Here is a 24,471-nt window from a genome sequence, read left to right on the forward strand (position 1 = left end):
ACCAAAAAATTTTGTTCACAAATAATTCATTTTTTGATTTTTTGCATTGTTCTCATTTACAACTTCGGAATAAATTGTTACAATGCGCATCAATACTCATCATTCTTATAAATGCAAAATTCTGAGGGGGGGGGGGTGGTTCAGGAGGGGGGTCCCCCCGGTTCCGAACCACCCTTTACCCGGTTTTAAAATGGTCGCAGCTGGTTCGGAACCACCCTTAAGCTGGTTCTTAAATGGTCATAGCCCCTTAACCAACCGCCTTTGGGTGGTCAAGGACCGCCCGAAACCACTTGGGTAACCACCTGCAACCAGTTGGTGAAGTGGTCATAGGTGGTTCGGAACGGGTTGTGACCACTTGACCAACCAGCTTTAACCAGTTCTGACCTGGGTGGTGGCGGTTGTTATTGACGTTGTTGGGACTAATGTTATTTTTATGACTCAGAAATTAGAACTTTGTACAATGACATTTATAGAATCTTTAAAAAACAAAATCAAACTTTATAAAGAATTAATTCCTTTTGGAAAGTTTAATCCAAATCCTCCGATAGAATTTGAAGCTCTAAAGAGTTTCGAAAATAGATATGGAATCGTTATTCCAGATGATTATAAAGAATTTATATTAAAAATTGGAAATGGAGAATTTGAACTTAATAATGATTATTTTCTCGAGTTGACAGCTTCAACTTGGGGAGATGTTTCTAAACCATTTAATCCCGAAATTGAAAGTGAAATTTACAATGGGCTTCTTGAAGTAGTTGAATTAAGTCACGCTGGCGGGATGATATTTTTAGTAGCCAATGGAGATGATTACGGACATATTTGGTACAGAGATAATAACAGAGAAAGTGACGATTTTTCAATTCAGCCTTTTTTAGACAAGAATCAAAATAAATTAAATTTTGGAGCATTAATAAATTTATATTTCGATTCTGAAATGGAGTATTATTTGCGCGCTATGGAAAATGCAAAAAAAACTGCACAACAATTAATAGTAAGAAATGATGTTAACGAAAAAAATAAATTTGAAGAAAAGTCTTTTATGTTCAAGTTATTGAGATTATTTACTAGAAATAATTAACGCTCGCACTAGCAATCAAAAAAGCTCCAATTATAATTGGAGCTTTTAAATTATTTCTCTTTCACATCTTTACTAACCTGCTTCTCCGCATTCTCAGCTTTCTTTTCCTGCGCACGTTTGTCTTTCCGTTGTTGCGCTCGGGATTTTTTCTCAGCCCGTTTTTCCTCACGGATGACTTTATTGGATTTTGTATTGTAAAGCGCTTCCAAAATTCCCTGCCCGGTCTTGCTGAAGATTTTGATTTTCGGTTTCTCGTGCGTTCCAGTGACTACAACAGGGAAACCAATCCATCCGCCTGGTGGCAATCCAACTCGGATTCGGAAATCGAGTAGGCCATTGAAACTTGTGGTTCCGCTGATGGAAGGTCTTAAAACTGAAACTTTGAAAGTAAACGGGTCCACGTGAATCAAATTGTTTTTAATATTTGTTTTTATGTCAACGCCCTTCATATCAGGATTGTTGAAGGCATTTGCGCCAATATCATTTCCGACGGCTGAGAGCATTTTCAGGTTTTTAACTTCGACATCTTTCAGATTCACATTTCCACCACCTTCCAATGATGGATAAATCGGTTTCATATTCGCATCAAAATCACCTTTCAGTTTGTAATCCAAAGACACAATTCCTTTCACATCTTTGGCTGCAGTTGCCATTTCACGAATCATATCGATTTCCTTGTAAGCTCGCTGAACATCGAAGTTATCAACTTTCAAGGCAACATCGTAATTGGCTGTAATCGGTGATTCGTTATGATATCTCGCATCGATTCCCATTCGGCTCCCGACAATATCGAAAGTTGTGTTCTTAAGATAAACTTCGCCTTTGTTGACAGAAGCCAAACCAACCAGATTATTCAAACCAAGTCCTTTGAACTCGACTTTTTTGGCGTTTGCTTCCAACGAAACATCCAGGTTTGTAGGAACAATCACAACGCCACTGCTTTTTGGATTTTCCTCTTTGGCATATTCCACAGCCCGCGATTTATCTTTATTGTCGCCTTCTTTCAGCGCCATAAATTCATCAATCAAAATATAATTGGACTTGAGATGGAATTTCCCGTGCAAAGTACCTTTTCTCTCGATGAAATAATTGATGGTGTTTAAAAGATAACCATTCAAAGCAAAATCGGATTTACCATAGTTCGCAAAGAACTTTCGGAACCACATTTTTTCATTTTCAAATTCGAAGTTTCCTTCTTTGATGAAGAACGATTTCGGCAGATATTCCGTCGTGGCTTTGATGTTTTTCAGGATTAAGTTTCCTCGGTTATCAAGCTTGCTGTATTGTCCCGTTGTCGCGTAACTTTGACGACCATTCAAAGATAAATCCGCCATTATCAAACCACTGACATCGAAGCCTTCTTTCTTGAAAACCTGATAGATTCGTCCAATATTTAAAACACCTTTTGCTCTGACTTTATACAACAAATCTTCGAAGTTTTGCAAATCAGCATTCACGAAAACAGGATTGCCTTCAAAATCAAATTTGAACGGGTCGAGTTTTACGCCCAGACTTTTGAAAGTCCCATCCGTATTATAAATATTCGCTAAAATATTGATGTTCTGAATCGCATTCGGATAATATTTGGTTTTCAGCCAACCATTTTTCAGATTCAGATAACCTTTCGTTTTTGGGAATAATTTTTTATCTAAATTGAAAATTCCGTTGGATTGAATATCCGTATTCATCAAACCTTTCAGTTCGATATCTTTCAATCCCAAAGCTGAATCCAATGTCGCCAAATCAATTCCTCCTTTGATGTTGGCATTGATTTTCATTTCGTCCATTCCTTGTGTTCTCACAACGGCTCGGAACTTATTGTTTTTTCCTAGGTCGAAACTTAAATTCCTCAAATCGAGTAGGAGTTTATTTGTATCAAGAGAAGGTAAATCAACATTCAAATCCAGATTCAGATTGTTCATCGGCACTGGCGCGTTACTGTTGGAAACGAAACCGTTGTTCACTTTCAGACTGGCTTTCAAATCGGGTTTCTGGTTTTTCGGCTCGCTGAATCGGCCTTTTAAACTAAAGAACAAATCACTATTTCCCTCGATTTTCGTGTCTTTCACCCAACTAAAATATTGCGGTGGCAAAACGGACAACATATCTTTAATCGTCGTTTTTTCTGAAGCCGCATTGATATTCAAATTATAACCATCCTTCAAAATACTCACAAATCCTGTAAATTTTAAAGGCAGTTCATTGATTCTCAACTCATTTTTTCTCAAGACAAAAGTCAAGGCGTTGGTGTTGATTCTCGTAATCAAATCGGCGTGAAGTGATTTTTCTTTTGCGTACCAAATTCTATTTAATGCAAAATCAAGTTTGTCGATTCCAAGGTCGGTTTCAAGGTCGAAAATATCTTCGCTCAATCCACCTTTTCCTGTGTAATTAAGACCTTTCGCATTCACCAGAACATTGGCTGCGTGGTCATTGTATTTGATGTTCCAGTTTTTCAGTTTGATTAAATCTAATTTGATAGATGCTCCAGCTTCCGTCGTATCTTTCGGTTTTTCGGAAGGTTTGGAAACATAAACATTGTAATTCGCCTGCCCTTTGGAATTGACGAAAACGTTGGCCACAGCATCATTCACATAGATTTCATCGATTTTTATCTCGCCATCGAAAATCAAATTTTTAAGATTGATTCCAGCCGCAACTTCCTTAGCCGCGAGAAGCGTGTCTTGTTCAAAAGGTTTGGAGCCTTTCAATAGAAAATCGTCCACAGAAACAGTGAGAGAAGGGAAGTGACGAAAAAAACTAAGGTGTGTTTTCTTGTAATCGAGTTCGCCAGCCAAATGTTTGTTGGCGAATATTTTGACCTGATTCGAAATCTGCCCAGGAAAAAGAATCGGAATGATGAACATTAGAAATAGGATAGAAGCAATCGTAATTCCCAGCCATTTTAATATTTTCAGCAACACTGTTGTGATATTATTTCCCGCACTCATAATCTTAGATTTTTATGATTGATTCAAAGACTGTGCTAAAAATGAATTCACGAAAAAACCTTCCCAGATTTGAGAAAGGTTTTAAGCCTTTATTGATGAATGTTTACAAATATTTTTCGATAATTGGAATGGCGATTTCTGCCATCATTCCATAACCTTTTTCGTTGGGATGAACGCCGTCCTTGGAAAGCAGAATCTCTTTGTCTTCCAAAAAAGCCGAATGAAAATCGATGTAACTCAACGCGTTTTCAGTTGCGATATCTTTAAGGATTTGATTGTAAACCAAAACGTCTTCGTTCGTTCTAATCTTTCCTGTTGTTGAGATTTTTGAATCAATTTTCTCAGAGATTGGAAGAATGCTGACCAAGTAAATTTCGTTTGAATAAAGCTTTGCATGTTGAATTGCGGTTTCGATATTTGCTTTGAATTGTTCAGCGTCTATCATTTGATTTTCATCTTTCACAGCCAAATCATTGGCTCCGTAACCGATGAATACGATGTTTCCGTCAGCGGAGTTTCTGGCTTTCATCTCGTGCGGAATTCTTTTGACCAAACCTTCCGAAGTTTCGCCACCAATTCCGAGATTGAAAAGAATCAGTTCATTCGTGCTTCCTTCATTATATTTCTGCAAAGCATATCGTTTCAAAATATCGACCCAGCCACCAAAAACACCATCATATTCGCCGTAAGTAATGCTGTCTCCGAAGAATAATCCATAAATCATCTTGTTCATTGTCTTGTTTTAAATCAGTCCAAAATTAATGTAATATTCTTGTGCGATTCTATAATCTCAACTAAAATTTCGAATAAAGTTTGTCCGTTTCCAACAATCAAATCATCCAGTTTTTGCTGAATCAATTCAATATTAAAAGGTTTTCCTTGTTTGATTTTATTTTCATAAAATTCTTTAGTCAAATTAAAACCTAAATCCTCTCTTGACTTCTGAGAATCTTTCCAAATGATTTCACCATGAAATCCATAAAGAATATCATCAAAACCATCCAAAGTCCCGACTTTCCAATCTTCATCTTTCATAAAGACATTGGAAACTTCGTTGTAGAATCCCGACAAATCAGAAAAAAGGCTGCCATTGATGACAGCCGATTTCTTGTTATTTTTATTTGAAGTATTCAACGCCGTTTTTAAAGATATTGTGGTAATTCGCAGTTGGAATATTCTTCATCAAACCTTCTGCAAAACGTTCCGGATGTCCCATTCTACCATAAATTTTTCCACACGGACTTGTGATTCCTTCAATTCCGAATAATGAGTTATTAGGATTGAAAGGCATTCCGTGAGCGACGTTTCCATCCAAATCCAAATATTGAGTAGCAATCTGTCCGTTCTCAAACAACTTCTGAATTTCGGCTTCTGACGCCATAAAACGACCTTCACCGTGAGAAATTGGAATGGTGAAAACTTGGTCTTTCATTCCTTTCAGCCAAGGCGATTCGTCGTTCAGAACTTTCACATTGACCATCTGAGAAATGTGTCTTCTGATTGCGTTGTGAGCCAAAGTAGGAGAGTTCTCATCCAAATCCTTGATTCTTCCGTACGGCAACAATCCTGACTTCACCAAAGCCTGGAAACCGTTGCAGATTCCGATAATCATTCCGTCTCTGTCGAGCAATTCGTGAACAGCATTTCTCATCTTTTCATTTTTCAAAACATTCACGATAAACTTGGCAGAACCGTCCGGTTCGTCACCCGCAGAGAAACCTCCGGAGAATGCTAAGATTTGAGACGTTTTGATTTCTTCTACCCAAGCATCAATACTTTCATCCAACAATTGGTGATTGATATTGATTAACGGTAAGCTGCTTACAATTGCGCCTTCTTTTTGGAATGCATTCAGCGTATCATATTCGCAATTTGTTCCCGGGAAAATCGGTGCAAATACTTTTGGCTGAGCAATTCCGTGTTTTTTTATGATGATATTTCTTGGGTTGATCGAGTTTAATTTCTCATCGATTTCAACCGTTATTTTTTCTTTTTCAACTGTTGAGAAAAGGTTCTCAAATGTACTTGTATTTGCTGCTAATAATTTTTCAATCGCAAATTCAGAATCATTGATTTTAAGAATATTAGAATCTTTAACTTCACCGATGAATTGAAGTGTAACAGTGCTTAATTCTTCTTTGGATTCGATGATTAAACTTCCAATATTTTTCGCTAATAATAATTTCTCATCAACTGTAATATCAGCACCCAATCTGTTTCCAAAACTCATTTTGGCTAAGGCAACAGCAACGCCACCTTCTTTCACAGTCTTCACAGAAACGATTTTTCCAGCCTTGATATTTTCGAAAATCAATTCAAAAACTGCCTTCAGATTTTCATAGTTTGGAAGTCCGTTTTCTTGAGGAGTATGGTTAAAGAAATACAGTTTATTTCCTGCCTGTTTAAATTCCGGAGAGATGACATTTTTCTTTTCTCCATTAGCGCAAGCGAATGAAATCAACGTTGGTGGGACATTCAAATCCTGATAGGTTCCACTCATTGAATCTTTACCTCCAATGGCCGCTAAACCGAAGTTGATTTGCGCGTCATAAGCTCCCAAAAGCGAAGCCAAAGGCTTGCCCCATTTTTCAGGATTCTGACCTAATTTCTCAAAATATTCCTGGAAACTTAATCTTATATTTTTATAATCGCCACCCATCGCAACGATTTTGGCAACGCTTTCAACCACAGCATAAGACGCTCCCAGCAGTGAGTTTTGCTTTGAAATTTCAGCATCAAATCCCCAACTTGCAAAGGAAACGGTTTCAATATCTTTAGCTCCCAAAATCGGTAGCGTCTGAGCGCTTCCTTCCATCAAAGTCTGCTGGTATTTTCCACCTAAAGGCATCGCAACTGTAGTCGCACCAATTGATGAATCAAACATTTCCAACAAACCTTTTTGAGAGGCAACGTTTTTATCTGCAAGGATTTTCAAGAAATTCTCTTCGTTGAAAACCGGAGTTTCTTCTTTCACTTCATTAAGATGCGTGATCTTAACTTCCTGACTTTTTGAACATCCGTTGGTATCCAAAAATTCTCTTGAAAGATCAACAATTTTATCGCCTTTCCAGAACATCTGCATTCTTCCGGAATCTGTCACTTTTGCAACTTCTACAGCCACAATGTTTTCTGCTTCACAGAATTTGATGAATTGGTCTTTATCTTTTGGTTCAACCACAACCGCCATTCTTTCCTGAGATTCAGAAATGGCAAGCTCGGTTCCGTTCAAACCTTCGTATTTTAAAGGCAAAACATCTAGATTAACCTCCAAAGAATCAGCGATTTCACCGATTGCTACGGAAACACCTCCAGCTCCGAAGTCATTTGATTTTTTAATCAATCTCGTTACTTCAGGATTTCTGAATAATCTCTGGATTTTGCGTTCTTCCACAGCGTTTCCTTTCTGAACTTCAGAACTCATTGTGTGGATAGAAGTTTCGTCCTGTTCTTTTGAACTTCCGCTCGCTCCACCAACACCGTCACGACCAGTCGCACCACCTAAAATGATGATCGAATCTCCAGCTTCCGGCTTTTCACGTCTTACCCAATCCACAGGAACGGCGCCGGTAACGAAACCAACCTCCATTCTTTTTGCTTTGTAGCCTTCATCGTAGATTTCAGAAACCATTGTAGTCGCTAAACCGATTTGGTTACCGTAAGAAGAATAGCCGTTCGCCGCTTGTTTTGTGATTGTTTTTTGAGGTAATTTTCCTGGTAATGTATAACTTACAGGTTCCAAAACATCAGCAGCACCAGTTAATCTCATTGCCTGAAAAACGAATGAACGTCCGGACAAAGGATCTCTGATTGCACCTCCTAAACATGTTGAAGCACCACCAAAAGGTTCAATTTCTGTCGGGTGATTATGCGTTTCGTTTTTGAACAATAAATACCAAGGTTCTTTTTTACCGTCGTATTCAGCTTCGATCTGAATCGTACAGGCGTTGATTTCGTCAGAAACCACTAGGTTATCCAGGTTGCCTGTTTTATGGAAATACCTTCCGCAAACGGTTGCCAAATCCATTAAAGAAATCGGTTTTAATTCGCGGCCTAAGAATTTTCTTTTTTCGATGTAATCATTGAAAATAGTTTCCAATGTATGTTTAAACTGACCTTCAAATTCAATGTTTGACAGCTCTGTTTCGAATGTTGTGTGACGGCAGTGGTCACTCCAGTATGTATCTAAAACTTTCAGTTCAGTTTCTGTAGGATTTCTCTTTTCAGTTTTAAAGTATTCCTGAATGAATTTCAAATCATCCAATCCCAATGCAAAGCCGTGAGAATTAAAGAATTCTTCCAACTGAACATCATCAAAAGCGATGAAGTTTTCGTGAACCAAAACCTTTGCAGGCGCTTCTTCTGCAGGAATATCCAGTGTTGATAAATCTTTTTCCTGAGATTCCACTTTATTGATCAAAAGGTCTTTGATTTTTGTCAAATCAGTTTCTGAAATGCCTTCAAACTGCATCAACTTACCGCTTCGTACTTTTGATTTCTCATTTCCGGTCAATAAAGCAATACACTGCTGAGCAGAATCTGCACGCTGATCGTATTGTCCGGGTAAAAATTCCAATGCGAAGTAAACTCCTTCTGCAGGATTTTCTTCGATTAAAATATCTGTAACCGGGTCTACGAAAGTGCTGTTAACCACTTTTTCAAATTCACCGTCATTTAATCCAAAAATATCATAAACGTTGTACACTTTTAGACTCTGGATCGACGGAACCACCGCTTTTACTTCATCAAAAATTTTTGGACTTTCTACATCGAAAATTCCTCTTTTTTCTACGAAAATTCTTTTATTCATTTTTATAGATATGAGATTTTAGCTTTCATTCTAAAATCATTTATTAGATTTATTTTAACAAAAAAATGCAGCCGAAGCTGCACATATTATACTTTTAGGTCAGATTCCAAACCGATCAATTCGCTGTTCGCATCCAAAATCGGCTGCACTTCATTCGCAATGAATTCCTCCGTTTGAATTGGTGCAAAACCGATAAAGTTTTTCGGATCCAGAACTTCTTTTAATTTTGACTTATCAAGCTTTAAAGTTTCATCATTCAAAATCCTTTCGATCAAATCGTTTTCTTTACCTTCTTCTTTCACTTTTTTCGAAGCTTCCATTGAGTGAACTCTGATCACTTCGTGGATTTCCTGACGGTCGCCACCAGCTTTCACCTCTTCCATAATGATGTATTCTGTCGCCATAAAAGGAAGTTCTTCTTCGATATGTTTGTTGATTCTGTTTGGATAAACTACGATTCCGTTCATAATATTATTCCAGATCAACAAGATTGCATCAACTGCCAAGAACGCTTGTGGAATTGTCAATCTTTTGTTGGCTGAATCATCCAACGTTCGTTCAAACCATTGCGTTGAAGCGACCATTGCAGAACTCGTTGTCAAAGACATCACGTATTTTGCCAATGCTCCGATTCTTTCACTTCTCATTGGATTGCGCTTGTAAGCCATTGCCGATGAACCGATTTGGTTTTTCTCGAATGGTTCTTCAACTTCTTTCAAATTTTGAAGCAGACGTAAATCGTTGGTGAATTTATGTGCAGACTGAGCGATATTTCCTAATAAAGCCACCACTTTAGCATCAATTTTTCTGTCGTAAGTCTGACCTGAAACGCCGAAAACTTTTTCGAATCCGAATCTTTTTGACAATTCTTTGTCAAGATGTTTTACTTTAGAATAATCGCCATTGAAAAGCTCTAGGAAACTTGCAGCCGTTCCTGTTGTTCCTTTCACGCCTCTGAAACGTAGAGTTTCTAAGAAAAAATCAAGCTCTTCGATATCTAACACTAAACTCTGTAACCACAGTGTTGCTCTTTTTCCAACAGTTGTTAACTGAGCTGGTTGGAAATGTGTGAATCCTAATGTCGGAAGGTCTTTATATTGAATCGAAAAATCAGCGAGATTCTTCATCACATTGACCAATTTTTTCTTTAAAATCAAAAGTCCGTCACGGATCTGTATCAAATCTGTATTGTCTCCTACAAAAGCCGAAGTCGCTCCTAAGTGGATAATTCCTTTGGCAGAAGGCGCCACGTCACCATAAGTATGAACGTGAGCCATCACATCGTGGCGGAATTTCTTCTCGTATTCTGCCGCTTTGTCATAATCGATATTTTCTGCATTGGCTTTCAATTCAGCGATCTGCTCGTCTGTGATTTCTAGGCCAAGGTCTTTTTCGATTTCAGCGAGAGCGATCCAAAGTTTTCTCCAAGTACGAAACTTGTTGTTGTGCGAAAAATTAAATAGCATTTCTTCACTGGAATAGCGCTCTTCCAATGGGTTTTTGTAGGAATTCATTTCTTTCTTTTTACTTTTTTAGATACACAAAATTAAGAAAATTAACCGATTGAATAAAACGAAAATGTACATTGACGATGGATTTAACCAAATTGTAATTATCTAATCCAATAATCGGCGGGATATTTGTATCTCAATTTTAAAATCTAGCAGAAATGGTCTCTAAAAATACATCCGAAATAAGAGTCAGTGTCACCACTGAGTACGATAACTTCAACAGTTACCCATCTGAGAACCGTTTTGTTTTCCGTTATAATATCGAGATTGAGAATCTTGGAGTTGTTCCTGTAAAGCTTTTGTCGAGAAGGTGGATGATCTATGACCTTGGTTTTGGATTTACAGAAGTTGAAGGTGCTGGTGTGATTGGACTGACGCCGGTGATAGAAGGTGGCGAGAAGTTCAATTACTTTTCTAATGTGATTTTGAAATCAGGTGTTGGAAATATGGAAGGACATTATGTTTTTGAAAATGCTGAGAAAGGAACCTTCAATGTTGGAATTCCAAAGTTTAATTTGGTCTCCGAAGTTTTGAGTAATTGATATCAAACCAAATCTTTAACTATTCTACAAAAACTTAATTTTCTTTTCAAAAACTTCTTTGATCTCATCATTTCTCGAGATCATCAATCTTTCGAAACTCAATAATGAGATCTTGGCGCAAACTTCTGCGTCAGCGTCTGCTCTGTGGTGATTGAAGTTGATCTGATGCTGTTCTGCCAGGCTTTTCAGTCCATAGCTTTTCAGATTTTTCCAGGCCTTTTTCGCAACGCCAATGCTGCAGAGATAATTTATTTTCGGAGTAAAAAAACCATAATGTTCGAGACAACCACGGAGAACATTGGCATCAAATGATGCGTTGTGGGCAATCATGAGATTTCCATACATTAGATTTTCTATCTCATACCAAATATCACCAAAAGTAGGAGCGTGCCTCACATCTTCTGGATTGATGCCGTGCACGGCGACATTGTGATAATTGAAATAAGGATATGAAGGTGGTTTTATCAGCCAAGATCTGGTCTCTTTGATGACGCCATTTTCCACGATGCAAATTCCCAGCTCGCAAGCCGAGTTTTTTTCGTGTGTCGCGGTTTCGAAATCTAAGGCAATGAAATTCATTCTTTAATTATTTTTTTTGATCCTAAAAAATGTTTGAACATCAACCACTTTGTTTGATAATATGGATCGATCTGATGTTTCTGTCTCAGCTGTATCGACTTGGGAAGCTGAATATAAAAGTAGACATGCGCCCTCAAAACTGCCCAAAGAAATCGCCATCCATTTTTGTAAGCCAAATAAAAAGCGGCGTAACCATCGAGGTGCAATCTGAAAAATAAGATAAAAAATACTTTCGAAGCTGGAAGATTTTTCAGCATCATCGACAGATTATTTCTGAAATTAAGATAGGTTTTTTCTGGATTTTCTTTCTTTAAAGTTCCACCACCAACGTGATAAACTGTAGATTTCCCACAATAATATATTTTTCTACCTTCATTTTTCAATCGCCAACAAAGGTCGATCTCTTCCTGATGCGCAAAGAACCGCTCATCGAAACCATTCATCTTCCAAAAATCATCGGAACGGATAAACAATGAACAACCGGAAGCCCAGAAAATCTCCGTTTCGTCGTCATATTGACCGTTGTCAAATTCTATATTTTCGAATACTCGTCCGCGGCAATATGGATAACCCAAATTATCTATCATCCCGCCGGCAGCACCGGCAAACTCGAATTTGTCTTTTTGATTGTAATCCAGAATTTTTGGTTGGATTGCTGCAATATCTTTGTTTTCTGCAAACAGTTTTTCAATTGGATCGATCCAGTTCTCTGTCACTTCCACATCAGAATTTAGAAGACAATAAACATCAGCTTTAATGAACTTTAAACCTTCATTGTAACCTGCTGCAAAACCAGAATTACTTTTGTTTTCAATGATTTTGACCGACGGGAAATTTAATTTTAAAAACTTAATAGAATCGTCTGTTGAGTTGTTATCAATGACATAGATCTCGGCATTTGGGGAATATTGGACAACGGAAGGAAGAAATTTCTCGAGCCAAATTTTACCATTCCAATTAAGTATAGCAATTGCAAACGTCATCTATTCCTGGTAATTTTTTATGAAATCTTTGTTCTTCCATCTTCTGTGCGACCAAAGCCAATTGTCGGGTCTCTTGTTGATGGTGTTTTCCAGTAACCTATGGAATTTATTCACAACTTCATGCTCCACAAATTTTTCGCCATCTGGATAGATCCTGTGGTAGTTCACTTGGTAGAATCCGCGTTTCACTTTCTTCATCTCACAATAGATAAAGACCATATCCATTCTAGTAGATAACTTATCATAACCTACAAACGCAGGCGTTTTTTGATTAAGAAATTTGAGTCCGTAGTTGACAGAATTAACATTTGGGGTTTGATCGGCGACAAACATATAAATAGAATTTCCGTCGTTTGTATTTCGAAAAATATGTTTGATCACATCATTGGCTTCCAAAGATTTGTTGTTGAATCTGTTTCGGATCATTTTGATCTTCTGCTCCCAAAATGTGCTGCTCATTTTACGATAGACTGGGTGACAATCTTTTTGTGGAATGATGGTCGCCAATGCATTGAACCATTCCCAATTGAAAACGTGGCCAGAAAGGAGAATGATATTTTTACCTTCTGCTTTAGCCTCATGAAAAAGTTCTTGATTCAGGTGTTGCATCCTCACCCTGGATTCTACGTTGCTGATGGTGAAAGCTTTGAGCATTTCGGCAAGATAGTCACAAAAGTTGGAGAAGAATTTTTTTGAAATGTCTTTTATTTCTTCATCAGACTTGTCGGGAAATGAATTTCTGAGGTTTTCCAAAACTTCTTTTTTTCTATATCCAACGATATAATAATTGATGAAAAACATGATATCTGAAAATACATATAATATTTTCAGTGGTAATCGTGAAATAAGTAGTAATATGCTGAATAGAAATTGATTCAAACTATTGTGTTTATTGGCAAATATACTGAAAATGGCGGGATAATTGCTTAAATTTGATGTTGTTAAATCAATATTTATTTGGAAATGAAAAGAACGATTATAAAGTCACTTTTGGTCGGTAGCATAGTGACAATCAATGTTGCCAATGCACAGACTACGGGAACACCACTCACGAAAGAACAGCTTGAGGCAAAAAAGAAAGCGGCAAAAGAAGAAGTTGCCAAATTACCAAAGCCTTATCATCCTGAAGCAAATGCCAGTACAGATATTGAAAATGCCATCAAGCTTGCTAAAAAAGAACATAAAAATATCATCATACAAGCGGGCGGGAATTGGTGCATCTGGTGCTTGAGATTTAATAATTACGTGCAGCAAACGCCAGAACTTAAAAATTTGGTTGACGACAATTTCGTCTATTACCATTTGAACTGGTCGCCTGAGAATAAAAATGAAAAAACATTTGCCAGCTACGGAAATCCTGGAGAAAAATTTGGATATCCAGTTTTCATCGTTTTGGATGAAAATGGAAAACAGATCCACACACAGGACAGTTCAGTTTTGGAAGAGGGTAGCGGCTATAGCCTGGAGAAGGTGAAAGCATTTTTTAATTCTTGGAAACCGAAGAAATCTTAAGAAATCTATTTATAACAAAAAACCACTTCAAAATTGAAGTGGTTTTTTTTATTTGTTTGAAAACTTATGATTAAGCTTCTTCAGAAGGAGTTTCTTCTTCAACTTTAGCTTTAGGAGCAGCTGGTTTAGGAGCTTCTACTGGAGCATCAGAAACGATGTTGAAATCGAAGTTGTACTCTACATTTCTGTGAAGTCTGATAAGAGCTGTTACTGTACCAGTTCTCTTGATCGTGTTTCCAGGAATTTTGATATATTTTTTATCAACGTTCACACCAGCTTTTGCCAAAGCAGCAGCAAGGTCAGCATTGTTGATAGAACCGAATAGTCTGTCTCCAGTTCCTACTTTTGCAGGGATCGTTACAGATGTTTTCTTCAATTGATCTACTACACCGTTTGCAGTAGCTACCAATTTAGCTTCTTCTTCTTTTCTAGATTCCAAAGTAGCTTCTAGAGCTGCTTTGTTTTTAGGCGTTGCTAATAAAGCAAAACCTTGAGGTAGTAAAAAGTTACGAGCGTAACCTGGTTTTACATTTACTGTATCGAACTCAAGTCCTAAGTTCTCTACGTCTTGTTTTAGGATAATTTCCATTGTTGTTGTCCGTTTTAGAGTTCTGAGTTCCGGATTTTAAATTCCGGGTTTCTCATCACTTCGTTAGAATTTAATATTAATTCAGCAACAAAAGAAGCAGGCGAACCTACTTCCTTTATTTATTTTTGTGTTATTTCAAAAGATCTGCTACGTAAGGCATCAAAGAAAGGTGTCTCGCTCTTTTGATAGCTGCAGATACTTTTCTTTGGTATTTAAGAGAAGTTCCTGTGTATCTTCTTGGTAAGATCTTACCTTGTTCGTTTACGAATTGTAAAAGGAAGTCAGCATCTTTGTAATCTACATGCTTAATTCCGAATTTTTTGAATCTACAGTACTTTTTATCAGTTTTTGTATTGATATCAAGTGGAGTAAGAAATTTTACTTCAGATTCACCTCCAGCAGAGGCTTGTTTTGCCATATCATCTATTGCCATGATTTTAAAATTTTAAAAGGTTAATAATTAAGCTTTAGCAGATTTGATTTTGCTTCTTCTTGTTACTGCATAGTCGATAGCGTGTTTGTCAAGTTTAGTCGTTAAATAACGGATCACTCTCTCATCACGTTTGAAAGCAGTTTCAAGATCTGCAACTACAGTTCCTTCTCCTTTGAATTCGATCAGTGTGTAAAAACCATTCTTTTTCAATTGAATAGGATAAGCTAATTTCTTAAGTCCCCAATTTTCTTTGGCAACGATTTCGCAATTGTTTGAAGTCAATAGATCTTCAAATTTTTTCACTGCTTCCTCCACCTGAGCATCAGATAGAACGGGAGTTAAAATGAAAACAGTTTCGTAATTGTTCATAATGTTAATTTATTAATTAAAAATTCGAGTTGCAAAAGTACAACTTTTTTCTAAACTACAAACACTTAGCATAAAAAAATCCCGCCAAAATTGACGGGATTAAAATTTGATTTTAAAAATGATTATTGCTTGATTACTTTATTAGAAGTACTAGAACCATCTTCCATAGTTGTTGTTACAACATAAACGCCGGAGTTGAATTTGCTGAAATCGATTTGAGACTTAGCCTCGTTGATCTCTTTGGTCAACAATTGTTTTCCAGTGACATCAAATACTCTGATAGATTTGATCTTACCTTGAGCCTCGATGTTGAAGATATCTTTCACTGGGTTTGGATAAGCTTTGATGCTATTTTTAGTCACATCAGAAACAGCCAATTTTTCTCCCACATTTACGGTGTAATCCTCAGCTTGTCCATATCCAGTATTTGCCCCTGCAGCTAGTGTACCAGCTGAAAAACATGGATTAGGATAGAAGGTTGTAGCGCTAAAGTTTTTCTTGATTCTCATTCTGGTATTTCCTAGGAGTGCATTCGCCGGAACCACGATGTTCCCAACAGCTTCTTTTCCATCAACACCTGTAGAACCAACGACCTGAATGGTAGTTGCAGCAGTATCGAAATAAGTTTCGCCAGCATCTAAGAAATCACCATCTTGATTCCAGTCGATGAACACAATGAATTTAGTTGTAAAAGAAGCACCATCTGTGTTACCTTGTAGCTTAATTTCGAAAGTTCCATCCTGATTGACCTGAGCTACTTTGTCCAAGAATACTTCATGTGCTGTTCCGCCAATAGCTGCTGGAGACGTGTTCGTCATACCACCAAATACAACTGAGGTGATTGGCTCAACGCCACTAGAGTAAACAAGAGGACCACAATAAGGTGCTACCGGATTAGCAGACGTGGTAAACGAAAATTCTGTACAACCAGTTGCAGATCCTGCAGAATTTTTAGATATCACTTTCCAATAGTAGGTAGTTGATGGCAAAAGTCCAGATGCAGTAGTGTTAGTTGTTGTTGTATTGATCAGCAATGTTGTAGGGTTTGCAGCTGTTCCTAAAAACACATCATAACTTGCTGGTGCTTCACCAGTAGTCGGTGCCGTCCAAGATAAGGTTGCTGGAGCTTGATAATTAATACCTGTCGCCGCATTTGCTGGTGCGACTTGAGTAGCACAATTTGGAGCAACCGTTGGAAGAACTGCACTTACGATTTTGAAATCGTCAACTGCAAATCCAAACTGATCGTCAGACGTACATTGGATAGCTACATAGATCTGTTGTCCAGAATATGCATTTAAACTATAAGTATATTCGTACCACGTAACATCAGCAGGAGTTGTTATCACTGGTGAGATTGCTGTAAAGTCCGCAACTGCTTTTCCTGTTGTAGAAACCAAGACTTTAAATTTTTCTTCGCCATAAGTCGCATCACAACTTTTCGCCCAAAAACTTAAAGTTGCACCTGCACCTGCTGTAATCTGAACTTGTGGTGAAATCAACCAGTCATTACTCCAAGGAGCAGAATTTGCACCAAAACTAGTCATTGTTTTTTCTCCAGATCTAGCCGTCCAATCAGATGCTTCAGTTGGGTCTAATGGTGGAGTTGTCAAAGTTGAATTAAAAACCTGAAAGGCTTTTGGTGAACCTGCATTGGGGTATGTAACACCATTAAATCCAAATGTAGGTTTGGCATCCACATCTATCAGTGTCCAATTTCCTACATTAGCAATCGCAAAGTCTGTATAAGATTCAAAGTTGTCTTCGAATAATACAGTTTGTGCCTTCAATGCATCGGTAGAAAATAGTGCTGCCGTTGCAAACAAAGAGAATAGAATTTTTTTCATAATAAAAATTTATTTTTTGATTCATTTCAAAATTATGAAAAAAAACTTAACAAGCGTTAATTTATTATCACTTTTTTATAAAAATAACAATAGCTTAATACAAAATACAACCATTACTCTCTTTTAATATCACTAATGAAATTCACTTTCAGTGCCTCGTACAAAGAATTACGGCTTACCAAGACAGAAAATATTGAAGACATCATGCCCGCCAACATCAAATGAAATATCAATGAATGTCTGTCCGTCATTTCCAAAACCAAAATTGCAGATGTAAATGGAGCGCGCGTAATTCCGGTGAGAAAAGAAACCATCCCAGCAAGGATCAAGACATTGGTTTCATTGTCTGTAAGATTCATCACATTTGCAAAGACACTTCCTAAAGTTGCGCCTGTAGATAGTGCCGGCGCAAAAATCCCGCCTGCGCCACCAGAAGTAAAAGCTAATGCCGGACCCAACATTCTGAGAATCGGTACGTACCACGCCTCTGTCTTTTGATCTGTAAAAAGGACTCGTTCTATGATATCTTTTCCCGAACCAAGAATATCTCTGTTGATAAAATAGGCAATGGTCGCAACGATCAATCCGCAGATCACCAGGAAAATAATGTTTGACAGGTCGGTCTTTAATTTTTTCTTCAATCTGTTGATTTTCAACATTGCCACAGAAAGCTGACTGCTGAGAATCCCCGAGATCCCTGAAACGAAAATAATGGGGAACATGATCCAAAGTGTCACATCGCTCGTTTTTGGATATCCAAGATATAAATAAGATCCAGCAAAAGATTGCGCTGTAAGTCCAGCAATGATAACCGCCGTGAACAAAGCAGTTTTGAAATAGTTGATGTGCGTCTTCGATAATTCTTCCACCGCGAAAACAATTCCTCCAAGTGGTGTGTTGAAGGCGGCGGAAAGTCCAGCTGCCGCACCGGTCAAAATCATATTTTTCTTAGAAATTTTTGGCCACCAGTCGGGTAGGAGCTCATAAACTTTTCGGAAGACAGAACCAGCGATCTGAATGGTCGGTCCTTCTCGTCCAATTGCGCCTCCGCTAGAAACCAAAACGAAACTTGAAAGAATTTTTATAATGATGATCCTTAGACTCAATAATTTATAGATCAAATGATTGTCTTTTGGATTGGCGAGTTCTACAGCGGCCATCACCTGCGGAATTCCGCTTCCCTTTGCAAACGGCGCATATTTTTTTACCAGCCACCAGGAAAGCACGAAACCAATGGGCGCAATAATGAAGATCATCCAAAGATTCCAATTCAATATCTTATTGAGTGTGTGCTCGCCAAAAGCAAATATCTGAGCGTACAAAACTGCAATGATTCCCGTAATGATAGAGCCAATCCAAAATGGAACAGCCTGCAGAAGGTTTTCCTTCAGCCTTTCATTATGAATGTTATCAAAAGATCTCTTGAGAACTTTCCTGATGTACAATAGTAATCTTTTCATACTCAGAGCTTCAAAGTTTCTGGATTGTGCAAACGGATGATTTTTGCGCCTTTTTCTATTAATTTTAAATGTAAATCTAAAGTTTCTTTTTCAACTTCATTGGGTTGTTTTCCCAATGGTTTGTAGATAAATGATTTCTTCGAGATTCCTGCAAGAATAGGATATTTTCCAAAACCGATGTATTCAAATTCATCTATTATTTTGTATTGGTCATCAACGGTTTTTCCAAATCCGAAGCCTGGGTCGAGGATGATGTCTTTGATTCCTTTGTGATTTAATTCTAATAATTTCTCTGAGAAAAATCGATTGATAGACAAAATAATATCATCAAACTTAATTTTCTCGTGCATCGATTCGTAACTCGGATTGATGTGCATCAATATATAAGGTAAACCCGTTTTCGAAACCACACTCAAAAGTTCAGAATCAAATTGTCCCGCCGAAATGTCATTCACCAAATCAATTCCTTCATCAAAACCAAATTTCACAACGTCTGCATAAAATGTGTCCAGCGAAATCAAACTTTCCGGAAATTCTTTTTTGATTAATGAAATCACATTTCCAATTCTTCGGATTTCCTCATCAGCCTTCAAATATTCCGCATTCGGTCGCGTGGATTGTGCGCCAATATCGATGAAAGTTGCGCCGTTTTTCAGGAGATTTTCTGCTTGTTTTAGCGCATTTTTTTCATTATTAAATTTCCCGCCATCCGAAAAAGAATCGGGCGTAAGGTTCAAAATTCCCATTAATTTTGGCTTCGACAAATCAACCAATCTGCCATTGCAATTGATGGAAAAAGAATTATCGTTTTGGGAATTGGTAACAGAAAAGTTCATTTTAAATTTTAAATAGGGAATATTTTAAAACAAGTTTAATGATAAAATCGTTTTTCTAATTGGTCATCGCATAAACCGCAAAACTCGCCAACCAATGGTCGCCACCATAATTTCCCTGAAAAATAATCGGAAGCGAATTCTCAATGAATTTTTCCCGCGTAATTTCAAATCTTTTTCTAAGCTTATTTCCTTCTGGTAAAGCGTTCGCAATATTTTTCATTGCCCAAGATTTCGAAAACGACAATCCAACCAGATGAACGGTTTGATAATCGCTCAAATCACTGATAATGGGAATTTTTTCGATATTTTCCAAACTTCTTTTCTCGTAGAAATCGTTGAGCCATTTTTCAAATTCTTTCTGTTGCAAAATTCTGCTCATCAATTCTGCAATTTCCAGACTTGGCGAGAAGAAATCACTTCCGTCAGGCTCCAAATAAGCTGGCGTTTTTGTGTTGTTCAAATAGAAAATTTTGGCTTTTTCAGACAATTCTTTCTCGAAGGTTTTATCGTCCGTTTCTCTCGCCCAATCAATGGCGAAACACATTGCAAATGCGGTGTTTGGATGAACGCCAGTTCTGTTTGGGTAGGTTTGTTTTGGCAAATAAGCTTTCCAAAGTCTTAGGATTTCGTCTGTCAAAGGTTTCAAATTCTGATGCCAGATTTTAGCTTTTGGATGATTCCATTTTGCCAATTCTTCATCCAGTTTGAGAATCCAAGCCCAGCCGTAAGTTCTTTCAAAATTCTGCGCGACTTGATATTTTGTAAAATATTTCGCTTCTTCTTTAATTTTTTCTGATGAAAATGATGCTTCTAAAATAGAGATGATTTGGTCTGTATTTTCCAAATTTTGTTCCGTCCTTAATAATCTCACCAACATCCAATGTCCGTGCACAGAGCTGTGCCAATCGAAACAGCCGTAAAAACTTGGGTGCAATTCTTTCGGCGTCAGGACTGCATCTTTTTCAGAATTGATGACGTGCGCGGTCTTGTTCGGATATTCTTGGTTGATGCATTTCAAAGGCATCGATGCTAGCTTGTTTGCCATTTCTGCTGTCAGTTCCGATTTTTGTTGAGCGTTGACAAAAAGTGAAGACATTAGAAAAAGTGAAATGGCTATTTTCATTGGTTGGATTTAATTGTTTGATGTTCATTTTCAATCGCTAAAAATTTTTTTGATGTTTCAAAAGATGGCGATTTTATTAAGGAAAATTTGGAATCATAAAAATAGTTAATTTTTCCGGTTGGCAATCAAAATTTGAAAACAACAAAATTTGTATCTTTGACCAATTAGACAGATTTATGCACAATACTTCCGCCCAGTTTGACGACGTTATCACGGTTTGCAGGGACTTATTTCAGAAAAAAATGAAGGATTATGGAACCGCGTGGCGCGTTCTTCGTCCAAGTTCTATTACCGACCAGATTTATATCAAAGTCAATAGAATTCGTACTTTGCAGATGACCGACGTGAAAATGGTGGACGAAAGTGAGGAAGACGAATTCATCGCCATCATCAATTATTCCATCATCGGATTGATTCAATTAGAAAAAGGTTTTTCTGATGAACTGAACGCCAATCCAGAAGAAACGATGGCGCTTTACAATTCATACGCTCAAAAAGCAAAGGACTTGATGGAACGCAAAAACCACGATTACGGCGAAGCTTGGCGCGAAATGAGAATCTCATCCATCACCGATTTGATTTATCAAAAAGTACTTAGAACCAAACAAATTGAAGACAACAACGGCGCAACTTTGGTGTCGGAAGGTTTGGATGCGAACTACTTTGATATGTTGAATTATGCAGTTTTCTGTTTAATAAAGATGGAAGTGGGAAGTCAGAAGCGGGAAGATTAAGAATTCTGTGGAAAGGTAATTTATGTATTAAGATGAGTTTTAAATTTGAAAAATTAATAATTTGGCAAAAATCTATGGATTTTGGAGAAACAATATTTCAAATTTCCAAAGATTTTCCAAAAGATGAAATGTTCAATTTGGTTTCTCAACTAAGAAGAGCGGTGGATTCTATTGCACTGAATATTTCTGAGGGCTCAATTTTACAATCCAATCCTGAGTTTAAAAGATTTTTAGGTTTTTCGATTCGGTCTTTGGCAGAAGTCGTAACGTGTTTATATAAAGCAAAAAATAGGAATTATATTTCAGAAGAAAAATTCAAAGAATTATATAATGAATCATATCAATTAATGAATCAAATCATTGGATTCAGAAACCAACTAAAAGATTAATCTATGCATAATATTGTCAACATCCATCTTCCATCCGCTAACTTCCATCTCTAAAATTATGAAAGCAGTTTTACGCTACATTGTCGCACTCATATTCATCGCTTCCGGATTTGTGAAAGCGGTGGACCTCAAGGGATTTTCTTTCAAACTGGAAGAATATTTTTCGCCCATCGTTTTTGACTTGCCATTTTTGGAGAAATATGCTTTGGTATTTTCAATCATCGTGGTTTTGCTGGAGCTGATTTTAGGGTTTATGTTATTAATGAAAATCAAGCTTAAAGAAACCATTTATGCCTTGATTGCACTTTGTCTTTTCTTTGGATTTCTGACGTTCTATTCCGCTTACTTTGACGTCGTTACAGATTGTGGCTGTTTCGGAGACGCTTTGAAATTCACGCCTTGGCAATCGTTTTGGAAAGATATTACGCTTTTGGTTTTATTGATAATCTTGGCAGTTCTATATAGAAAAAGAGAAGAAGATGAAGTCGTGAGATTTGGAAAACTACCGTTGTTGGGGGTTTTCGTTTTGGTAATGTTTTTCGTGATGTACCGCGGACTTTTCCACGAACCGATGATTGATTTCCGAGCTTATGCGATTGGGACAGATTTGGCTTCGGAGAAAGATAAAATCAATAAAAATCCGTCTGAATACAAGACTTTTTATTCATTGAAAAATTCAAAAACCAACGAGGTCAAAAAAGTGGACCAGGACGAATACATCAATAAGGAATATTGGAAAGATACGACTTGGCAAATCGAGAAAGGAAAAACCACTTCCGAAATCGTGAAAAAAGGCTACGAATCCGAAATCTCGAAGTTTAAAATCGAGGACACAAACGGAAATAACATCACAGACGAAATCCTGAAAGAGCCAAAAGTTATCATCATTTTCACTTACAAACCAAAAGAAGCCGACGCAGAATTGGTCAAAAAAACGGAGACGAAAGCGTTGTCAGAAAAAGCAAAAGTAATCGGCGTAAGCACACAACCTGATTTCTACAAGCAAGTCCCAAACTATATGATGGACGAGATTGCCATCAAAACCATCGCCAGAAGCAATCCTTTCATCTTGATTTTGGAGAAAGGAAAAGTGGCTGAAAAATTGGGAGCAAAAGATTATTTGGATTAATAATCTTAAATTTGAAATGCTGAAAACAATTAGTGACTTTTAAAATCAAAAAATAAATATTGTATTAGTCTAACATTCAAAGTCTAATATCTAACATCTATATTATATAATGAGAAAATCAAACAAACCAATCGCTGGCTATCACTTACTGATGATTTTGTCCGCAGTCGATGGAATCATAAAACCAGAAGAAGGACTCAAAGTTCAGGAATATATGACCGAGGAATTTCCTTTCCGTCTCAATTTGGACGACGAGTTGGAAATCATCGCGCAACTGACATCTGACCAATGGCAAGACCACTTCGAGTTCCACGCCAAATGTTTCGAAGAAGATTCTACCGAGCAAGAAAGAAAAGACTTCATCCAATTCGCAAAATCCCTCATCAAAGCGGACAACAAAGTGAGCGACGACGAGCACAAATTTTACATCTTACTGAAAAACCTTTGGAATTTAAATTAATATCAAAATGAGAAAAAACATTGTCGCAGGAAACTGGAAAATGAACAAAAACTACGCTGAAGCACAAGAATTGATGGCTCAGCTTTTAGAATACAAAAAAAACAACACTACCAACTGCGAGGTTTTCATCGCTCCGCCAGCATTGTATCTGGCTTCTGCTAAAGAAGTATTCAAAAATGGCGAAGTAGGCGTTTACGCTCAGGACGTTTCAGAATATGCGAGTGGCGCGTACACAGGCGAGATTTCTGTGGATATGTTGTCATCCATCGATGCAGACGGAAGTTTGGTGTCGCACTCCGAGAGAAGAACTTTCCACGGCGAGACCGACAGCCACGCGAACAGAAAAGTGAAAGCCCTTTTGGACAAAGGCCTCACGCCAATCTATTGCAACGGCGAGAAGTTGGAGGAGAGAAAATCCGGAAGACATTTCGAAGTCGTAAAAAACCAAACCGAAACCGCACTTTTCACTTTGTCCGCAGAGGAAATCAAAAAAGTCGTGATTGCCTACGAACCAGTTTGGGCTATCGGCACGGGCGAAACAGCCACTGCAGAGCAAGCGCAGGAAGTCCACGCTTACATCAGAAGCCTGATTGCTGACAAATACGGAAAAGACGTTGCTGACGAAGTTTCCATCCTTTACGGCGGAAGTGTGAAGCCAGACAACGCCAAAGAAATCTTCTCCCAACCCGACGTAGACGGCGGTTTGATTGGTGGCGCCGCGCTAAAAATCGAAGATTTCACAAAAATCATAGAAGGATTCAATTCATAAATAAAACTTACTTTGTCAAATCGAAGATTGGGCTTAGCCAAAGTTTATCCGATTTGACAAAGTTTTTTTTGGAGCTTAATCCCGCTATCCGTTGCAATCTTTTTTGCACCACATTTGGTCATCCGAAAGAAAGGGAAGTCAAAGCAAAAAAGGATTTCCACTACTATCGGGGCTAGGGGTTTTGTCATCCAAACAAATTTTGTCATCCAATAGTTAGCATTCAGATATTTATTAATTGAACCATTATTGTTTTTCTTTGTTGAGCGTCAGCCTCTTTGCGAGCCTTAAAAATATTTTCAATTAATTTAAAAAAAATCTTAGCGAACTTTTCGTTAATTTTTTTATTCAGCATCAGCATATCAAAAATTTA

23 protein-coding genes are annotated in these 24,471 nt (G+C 37.6%); 8 read left to right on the plus strand and 15 right to left on the minus strand.

Annotation, left to right across the window (positions count from 1 at the left end):
- Positions 1-433: 433 nt before the first annotated feature.
- Positions 434-1,078 (plus strand): SMI1/KNR4 family protein, encoded by a 645-nt coding sequence (locus BMW39_RS15645; protein WP_131474303.1) that lies wholly within the window; start codon positions 434-436, stop codon positions 1,076-1,078.
- A gap of 50 nt (positions 1,079-1,128) precedes the next feature.
- On the opposite strand, the gene BMW39_RS15650 is transcribed toward BMW39_RS15645, so the two are convergent.
- The 5 genes from BMW39_RS15650 to purB form a co-directional block, all read right to left on the minus strand.
- Positions 1,129-4,029, minus strand: coding sequence for an AsmA-like C-terminal region-containing protein (locus BMW39_RS15650; RefSeq protein WP_051879894.1), 2,901 nt, complete (start codon positions 4,027-4,029; stop codon positions 1,129-1,131).
- Between the two features lie 103 nt (positions 4,030-4,132).
- The gene (locus BMW39_RS15655; protein WP_083391941.1) at positions 4,133-4,762 is read right to left on the minus strand and encodes an SGNH/GDSL hydrolase family protein; all 630 of its coding nucleotides are present in this window, start codon (positions 4,760-4,762) and stop codon (positions 4,133-4,135) included.
- A 14-nt stretch (positions 4,763-4,776) separates the two neighbouring features.
- The gene (locus BMW39_RS15660; protein ID WP_051879895.1) at positions 4,777-5,163 is read right to left on the minus strand and encodes a ribonuclease inhibitor; all 387 of its coding nucleotides are present in this window, start codon (positions 5,161-5,163) and stop codon (positions 4,777-4,779) included.
- Positions 5,147-8,836 carry a phosphoribosylformylglycinamidine synthase gene (locus BMW39_RS15665; RefSeq protein ID WP_034974767.1) on the minus strand — a complete coding sequence of 1,230 codons (3,690 nt, stop codon included), beginning with the start codon at positions 8,834-8,836 and terminating at the stop codon, positions 5,147-5,149. Before BMW39_RS15665 ends, BMW39_RS15660 begins: the two co-directional genes overlap by 17 nt.
- Before the next feature lie 86 nt (positions 8,837-8,922).
- On the minus strand, positions 8,923-10,350 hold the full coding sequence (purB, locus tag BMW39_RS15670; protein ID WP_034974769.1) for an adenylosuccinate lyase: 1,428 nt from the start codon (positions 10,348-10,350) through the stop codon (positions 8,923-8,925).
- Positions 10,351-10,505: 155 nt separating this feature from the next.
- On the opposite strand from purB, the gene apaG reads away from it, so the two are divergent.
- A complete protein-coding gene (apaG, locus tag BMW39_RS15675) occupies positions 10,506-10,889 on the plus strand; it encodes a Co2+/Mg2+ efflux protein ApaG (protein ID WP_034974770.1) in 384 nt (127 codons plus the stop codon).
- 24 nt (positions 10,890-10,913) lie between these two features.
- Here the strand turns inward: apaG and BMW39_RS15680 are convergent, their stop codons facing one another.
- From BMW39_RS15680 to BMW39_RS15690, 3 genes are read right to left on the minus strand one after another with little or no spacing between them, the layout of a single operon-like run.
- Positions 10,914-11,468, minus strand: coding sequence for a 3'-5' exonuclease (locus tag BMW39_RS15680; protein WP_034974772.1), 555 nt, complete (start codon positions 11,466-11,468; stop codon positions 10,914-10,916).
- Positions 11,465-12,451 (minus strand): glycosyltransferase family 2 protein, encoded by a 987-nt coding sequence (locus BMW39_RS15685; protein WP_034974774.1) that lies wholly within the window; start codon positions 12,449-12,451, stop codon positions 11,465-11,467. The genes BMW39_RS15680 and BMW39_RS15685 overlap by 4 nt, the downstream gene beginning before the upstream one ends.
- Positions 12,452-13,330, minus strand: a complete 879-nt coding sequence (locus tag BMW39_RS15690; protein WP_034974775.1) for a lysophospholipid acyltransferase family protein — start codon at positions 13,328-13,330, stop codon at positions 12,452-12,454.
- A gap of 84 nt (positions 13,331-13,414) precedes the next feature.
- Between BMW39_RS15690 and BMW39_RS15695 the strand changes: the two genes are divergently transcribed.
- Positions 13,415-13,963, plus strand: coding sequence for a thioredoxin family protein (locus BMW39_RS15695; RefSeq protein WP_034974777.1), 549 nt, complete (start codon positions 13,415-13,417; stop codon positions 13,961-13,963).
- Positions 13,964-14,033: 70 nt separating this feature from the next.
- On the opposite strand, the gene rplI is transcribed toward BMW39_RS15695, so the two are convergent.
- The 7 genes from rplI to BMW39_RS15730 form a co-directional block, all read right to left on the minus strand.
- Entirely contained in the window at positions 14,034-14,552 is a 519-nt protein-coding gene (gene rplI, locus BMW39_RS15700) for a 50S ribosomal protein L9 (RefSeq protein WP_034974780.1), read from the minus strand.
- A 130-nt stretch (positions 14,553-14,682) separates the two neighbouring features.
- On the minus strand, positions 14,683-14,985 hold the full coding sequence (gene rpsR / locus BMW39_RS15705) for a 30S ribosomal protein S18 (RefSeq protein ID WP_028122362.1): 303 nt from the start codon (positions 14,983-14,985) through the stop codon (positions 14,683-14,685).
- A gap of 27 nt (positions 14,986-15,012) precedes the next feature.
- Entirely contained in the window at positions 15,013-15,354 is a 342-nt protein-coding gene (rpsF, locus tag BMW39_RS15710) for a 30S ribosomal protein S6 (RefSeq protein WP_028122361.1), read from the minus strand.
- A 122-nt stretch (positions 15,355-15,476) separates the two neighbouring features.
- A complete protein-coding gene (locus BMW39_RS15715; protein ID WP_051879896.1) occupies positions 15,477-17,201 on the minus strand; it encodes a T9SS-dependent choice-of-anchor J family protein in 1,725 nt (574 codons plus the stop codon).
- Positions 17,202-17,314: 113 nt separating this feature from the next.
- A complete protein-coding gene (locus tag BMW39_RS15720; RefSeq protein WP_034974782.1) occupies positions 17,315-18,661 on the minus strand; it encodes a chloride channel protein in 1,347 nt (448 codons plus the stop codon).
- Positions 18,662-18,663: 2 nt separating this feature from the next.
- Positions 18,664-19,497 (minus strand): dihydropteroate synthase, encoded by an 834-nt coding sequence (gene folP / locus BMW39_RS15725; protein WP_034974783.1) that lies wholly within the window; start codon positions 19,495-19,497, stop codon positions 18,664-18,666.
- A gap of 55 nt (positions 19,498-19,552) precedes the next feature.
- Positions 19,553-20,620, minus strand: coding sequence for a DUF2891 domain-containing protein (locus BMW39_RS15730; protein ID WP_034974785.1), 1,068 nt, complete (start codon positions 20,618-20,620; stop codon positions 19,553-19,555).
- A gap of 176 nt (positions 20,621-20,796) precedes the next feature.
- On the opposite strand from BMW39_RS15730, the gene BMW39_RS15735 reads away from it, so the two are divergent.
- The 5 genes from BMW39_RS15735 to tpiA all read left to right on the plus strand — a co-directional run bounded on the left by BMW39_RS15735 (position 20,797) and on the right by tpiA (position 24,101).
- The gene (locus BMW39_RS15735) at positions 20,797-21,354 is read left to right on the plus strand and encodes a DUF1599 domain-containing protein (RefSeq protein ID WP_034974788.1); all 558 of its coding nucleotides are present in this window, start codon (positions 20,797-20,799) and stop codon (positions 21,352-21,354) included.
- A gap of 32 nt (positions 21,355-21,386) precedes the next feature.
- Positions 21,387-21,743, plus strand: coding sequence for a four helix bundle protein (locus BMW39_RS15740; protein WP_034974789.1), 357 nt, complete (start codon positions 21,387-21,389; stop codon positions 21,741-21,743).
- 58 nt (positions 21,744-21,801) lie between these two features.
- On the plus strand, positions 21,802-22,872 hold the full coding sequence (locus BMW39_RS15745; RefSeq protein WP_034974791.1) for a BT_3928 family protein: 1,071 nt from the start codon (positions 21,802-21,804) through the stop codon (positions 22,870-22,872).
- A 109-nt stretch (positions 22,873-22,981) separates the two neighbouring features.
- Entirely contained in the window at positions 22,982-23,332 is a 351-nt protein-coding gene (locus tag BMW39_RS15750; RefSeq protein ID WP_034974793.1) for a tellurite resistance TerB family protein, read from the plus strand.
- Between the two features lie 7 nt (positions 23,333-23,339).
- Positions 23,340-24,101, plus strand: coding sequence for a triose-phosphate isomerase (tpiA, locus tag BMW39_RS15755; protein ID WP_034974795.1), 762 nt, complete (start codon positions 23,340-23,342; stop codon positions 24,099-24,101).
- Positions 24,102-24,471: the final 370 nt, after the last annotated feature.

The sequence above is a fragment of the Epilithonimonas lactis genome, from assembly GCF_900110605.1.
In the GTDB taxonomy this organism is placed as follows: Bacteria; Bacteroidota; Bacteroidia; order Flavobacteriales; family Weeksellaceae; genus Epilithonimonas; species Epilithonimonas lactis.

Coding starts and splice junctions, on each gene's coding strand:
- BMW39_RS15745 (WP_034974791.1), top strand. CDS start 21,802: ATGAAAGCAGTTTTACGCTACATTGTCGCACTCATATTCATCGCTTCC.
- purB (WP_034974769.1), bottom strand. CDS start 10,350: ATGAATTCCTACAAAAACCCATTGGAAGAGCGCTATTCCAGTGAAGAA.
- BMW39_RS15715 (WP_051879896.1), bottom strand. CDS start 17,201: ATGAAAAAAATTCTATTCTCTTTGTTTGCAACGGCAGCACTATTTTCT.
- BMW39_RS15655 (WP_083391941.1), bottom strand. CDS start 4,762: ATGAACAAGATGATTTATGGATTATTCTTCGGAGACAGCATTACTTAC.
- BMW39_RS15665 (WP_034974767.1), bottom strand. CDS start 8,836: ATGAATAAAAGAATTTTCGTAGAAAAAAGAGGAATTTTCGATGTAGAA.
- tpiA (WP_034974795.1), top strand. CDS start 23,340: ATGAGAAAAAACATTGTCGCAGGAAACTGGAAAATGAACAAAAACTAC.
- BMW39_RS15650 (WP_051879894.1), bottom strand. CDS start 4,029: ATGAGTGCGGGAAATAATATCACAACAGTGTTGCTGAAAATATTAAAA.
- rpsF (WP_028122361.1), bottom strand. CDS start 15,354: ATGAACAATTACGAAACTGTTTTCATTTTAACTCCCGTTCTATCTGAT.
- BMW39_RS15645 (WP_131474303.1), top strand. CDS start 434: ATGACTCAGAAATTAGAACTTTGTACAATGACATTTATAGAATCTTTA.
- BMW39_RS15695 (WP_034974777.1), top strand. CDS start 13,415: ATGAAAAGAACGATTATAAAGTCACTTTTGGTCGGTAGCATAGTGACA.
- BMW39_RS15680 (WP_034974772.1), bottom strand. CDS start 11,468: ATGAATTTCATTGCCTTAGATTTCGAAACCGCGACACACGAAAAAAAC.
- BMW39_RS15735 (WP_034974788.1), top strand. CDS start 20,797: ATGCACAATACTTCCGCCCAGTTTGACGACGTTATCACGGTTTGCAGG.
- rpsR (WP_028122362.1), bottom strand. CDS start 14,985: ATGGCAATAGATGATATGGCAAAACAAGCCTCTGCTGGAGGTGAATCT.
- BMW39_RS15720 (WP_034974782.1), bottom strand. CDS start 18,661: ATGAAAAGATTACTATTGTACATCAGGAAAGTTCTCAAGAGATCTTTT.
- folP (WP_034974783.1), bottom strand. CDS start 19,497: ATGAACTTTTCTGTTACCAATTCCCAAAACGATAATTCTTTTTCCATC.
- apaG (WP_034974770.1), top strand. CDS start 10,506: ATGGTCTCTAAAAATACATCCGAAATAAGAGTCAGTGTCACCACTGAG.
- rplI (WP_034974780.1), bottom strand. CDS start 14,552: ATGGAAATTATCCTAAAACAAGACGTAGAGAACTTAGGACTTGAGTTC.
- BMW39_RS15740 (WP_034974789.1), top strand. CDS start 21,387: ATGAGTTTTAAATTTGAAAAATTAATAATTTGGCAAAAATCTATGGAT.
- BMW39_RS15750 (WP_034974793.1), top strand. CDS start 22,982: ATGAGAAAATCAAACAAACCAATCGCTGGCTATCACTTACTGATGATT.
- BMW39_RS15730 (WP_034974785.1), bottom strand. CDS start 20,620: ATGAAAATAGCCATTTCACTTTTTCTAATGTCTTCACTTTTTGTCAAC.
- BMW39_RS15685 (WP_034974774.1), bottom strand. CDS start 12,451: ATGACGTTTGCAATTGCTATACTTAATTGGAATGGTAAAATTTGGCTC.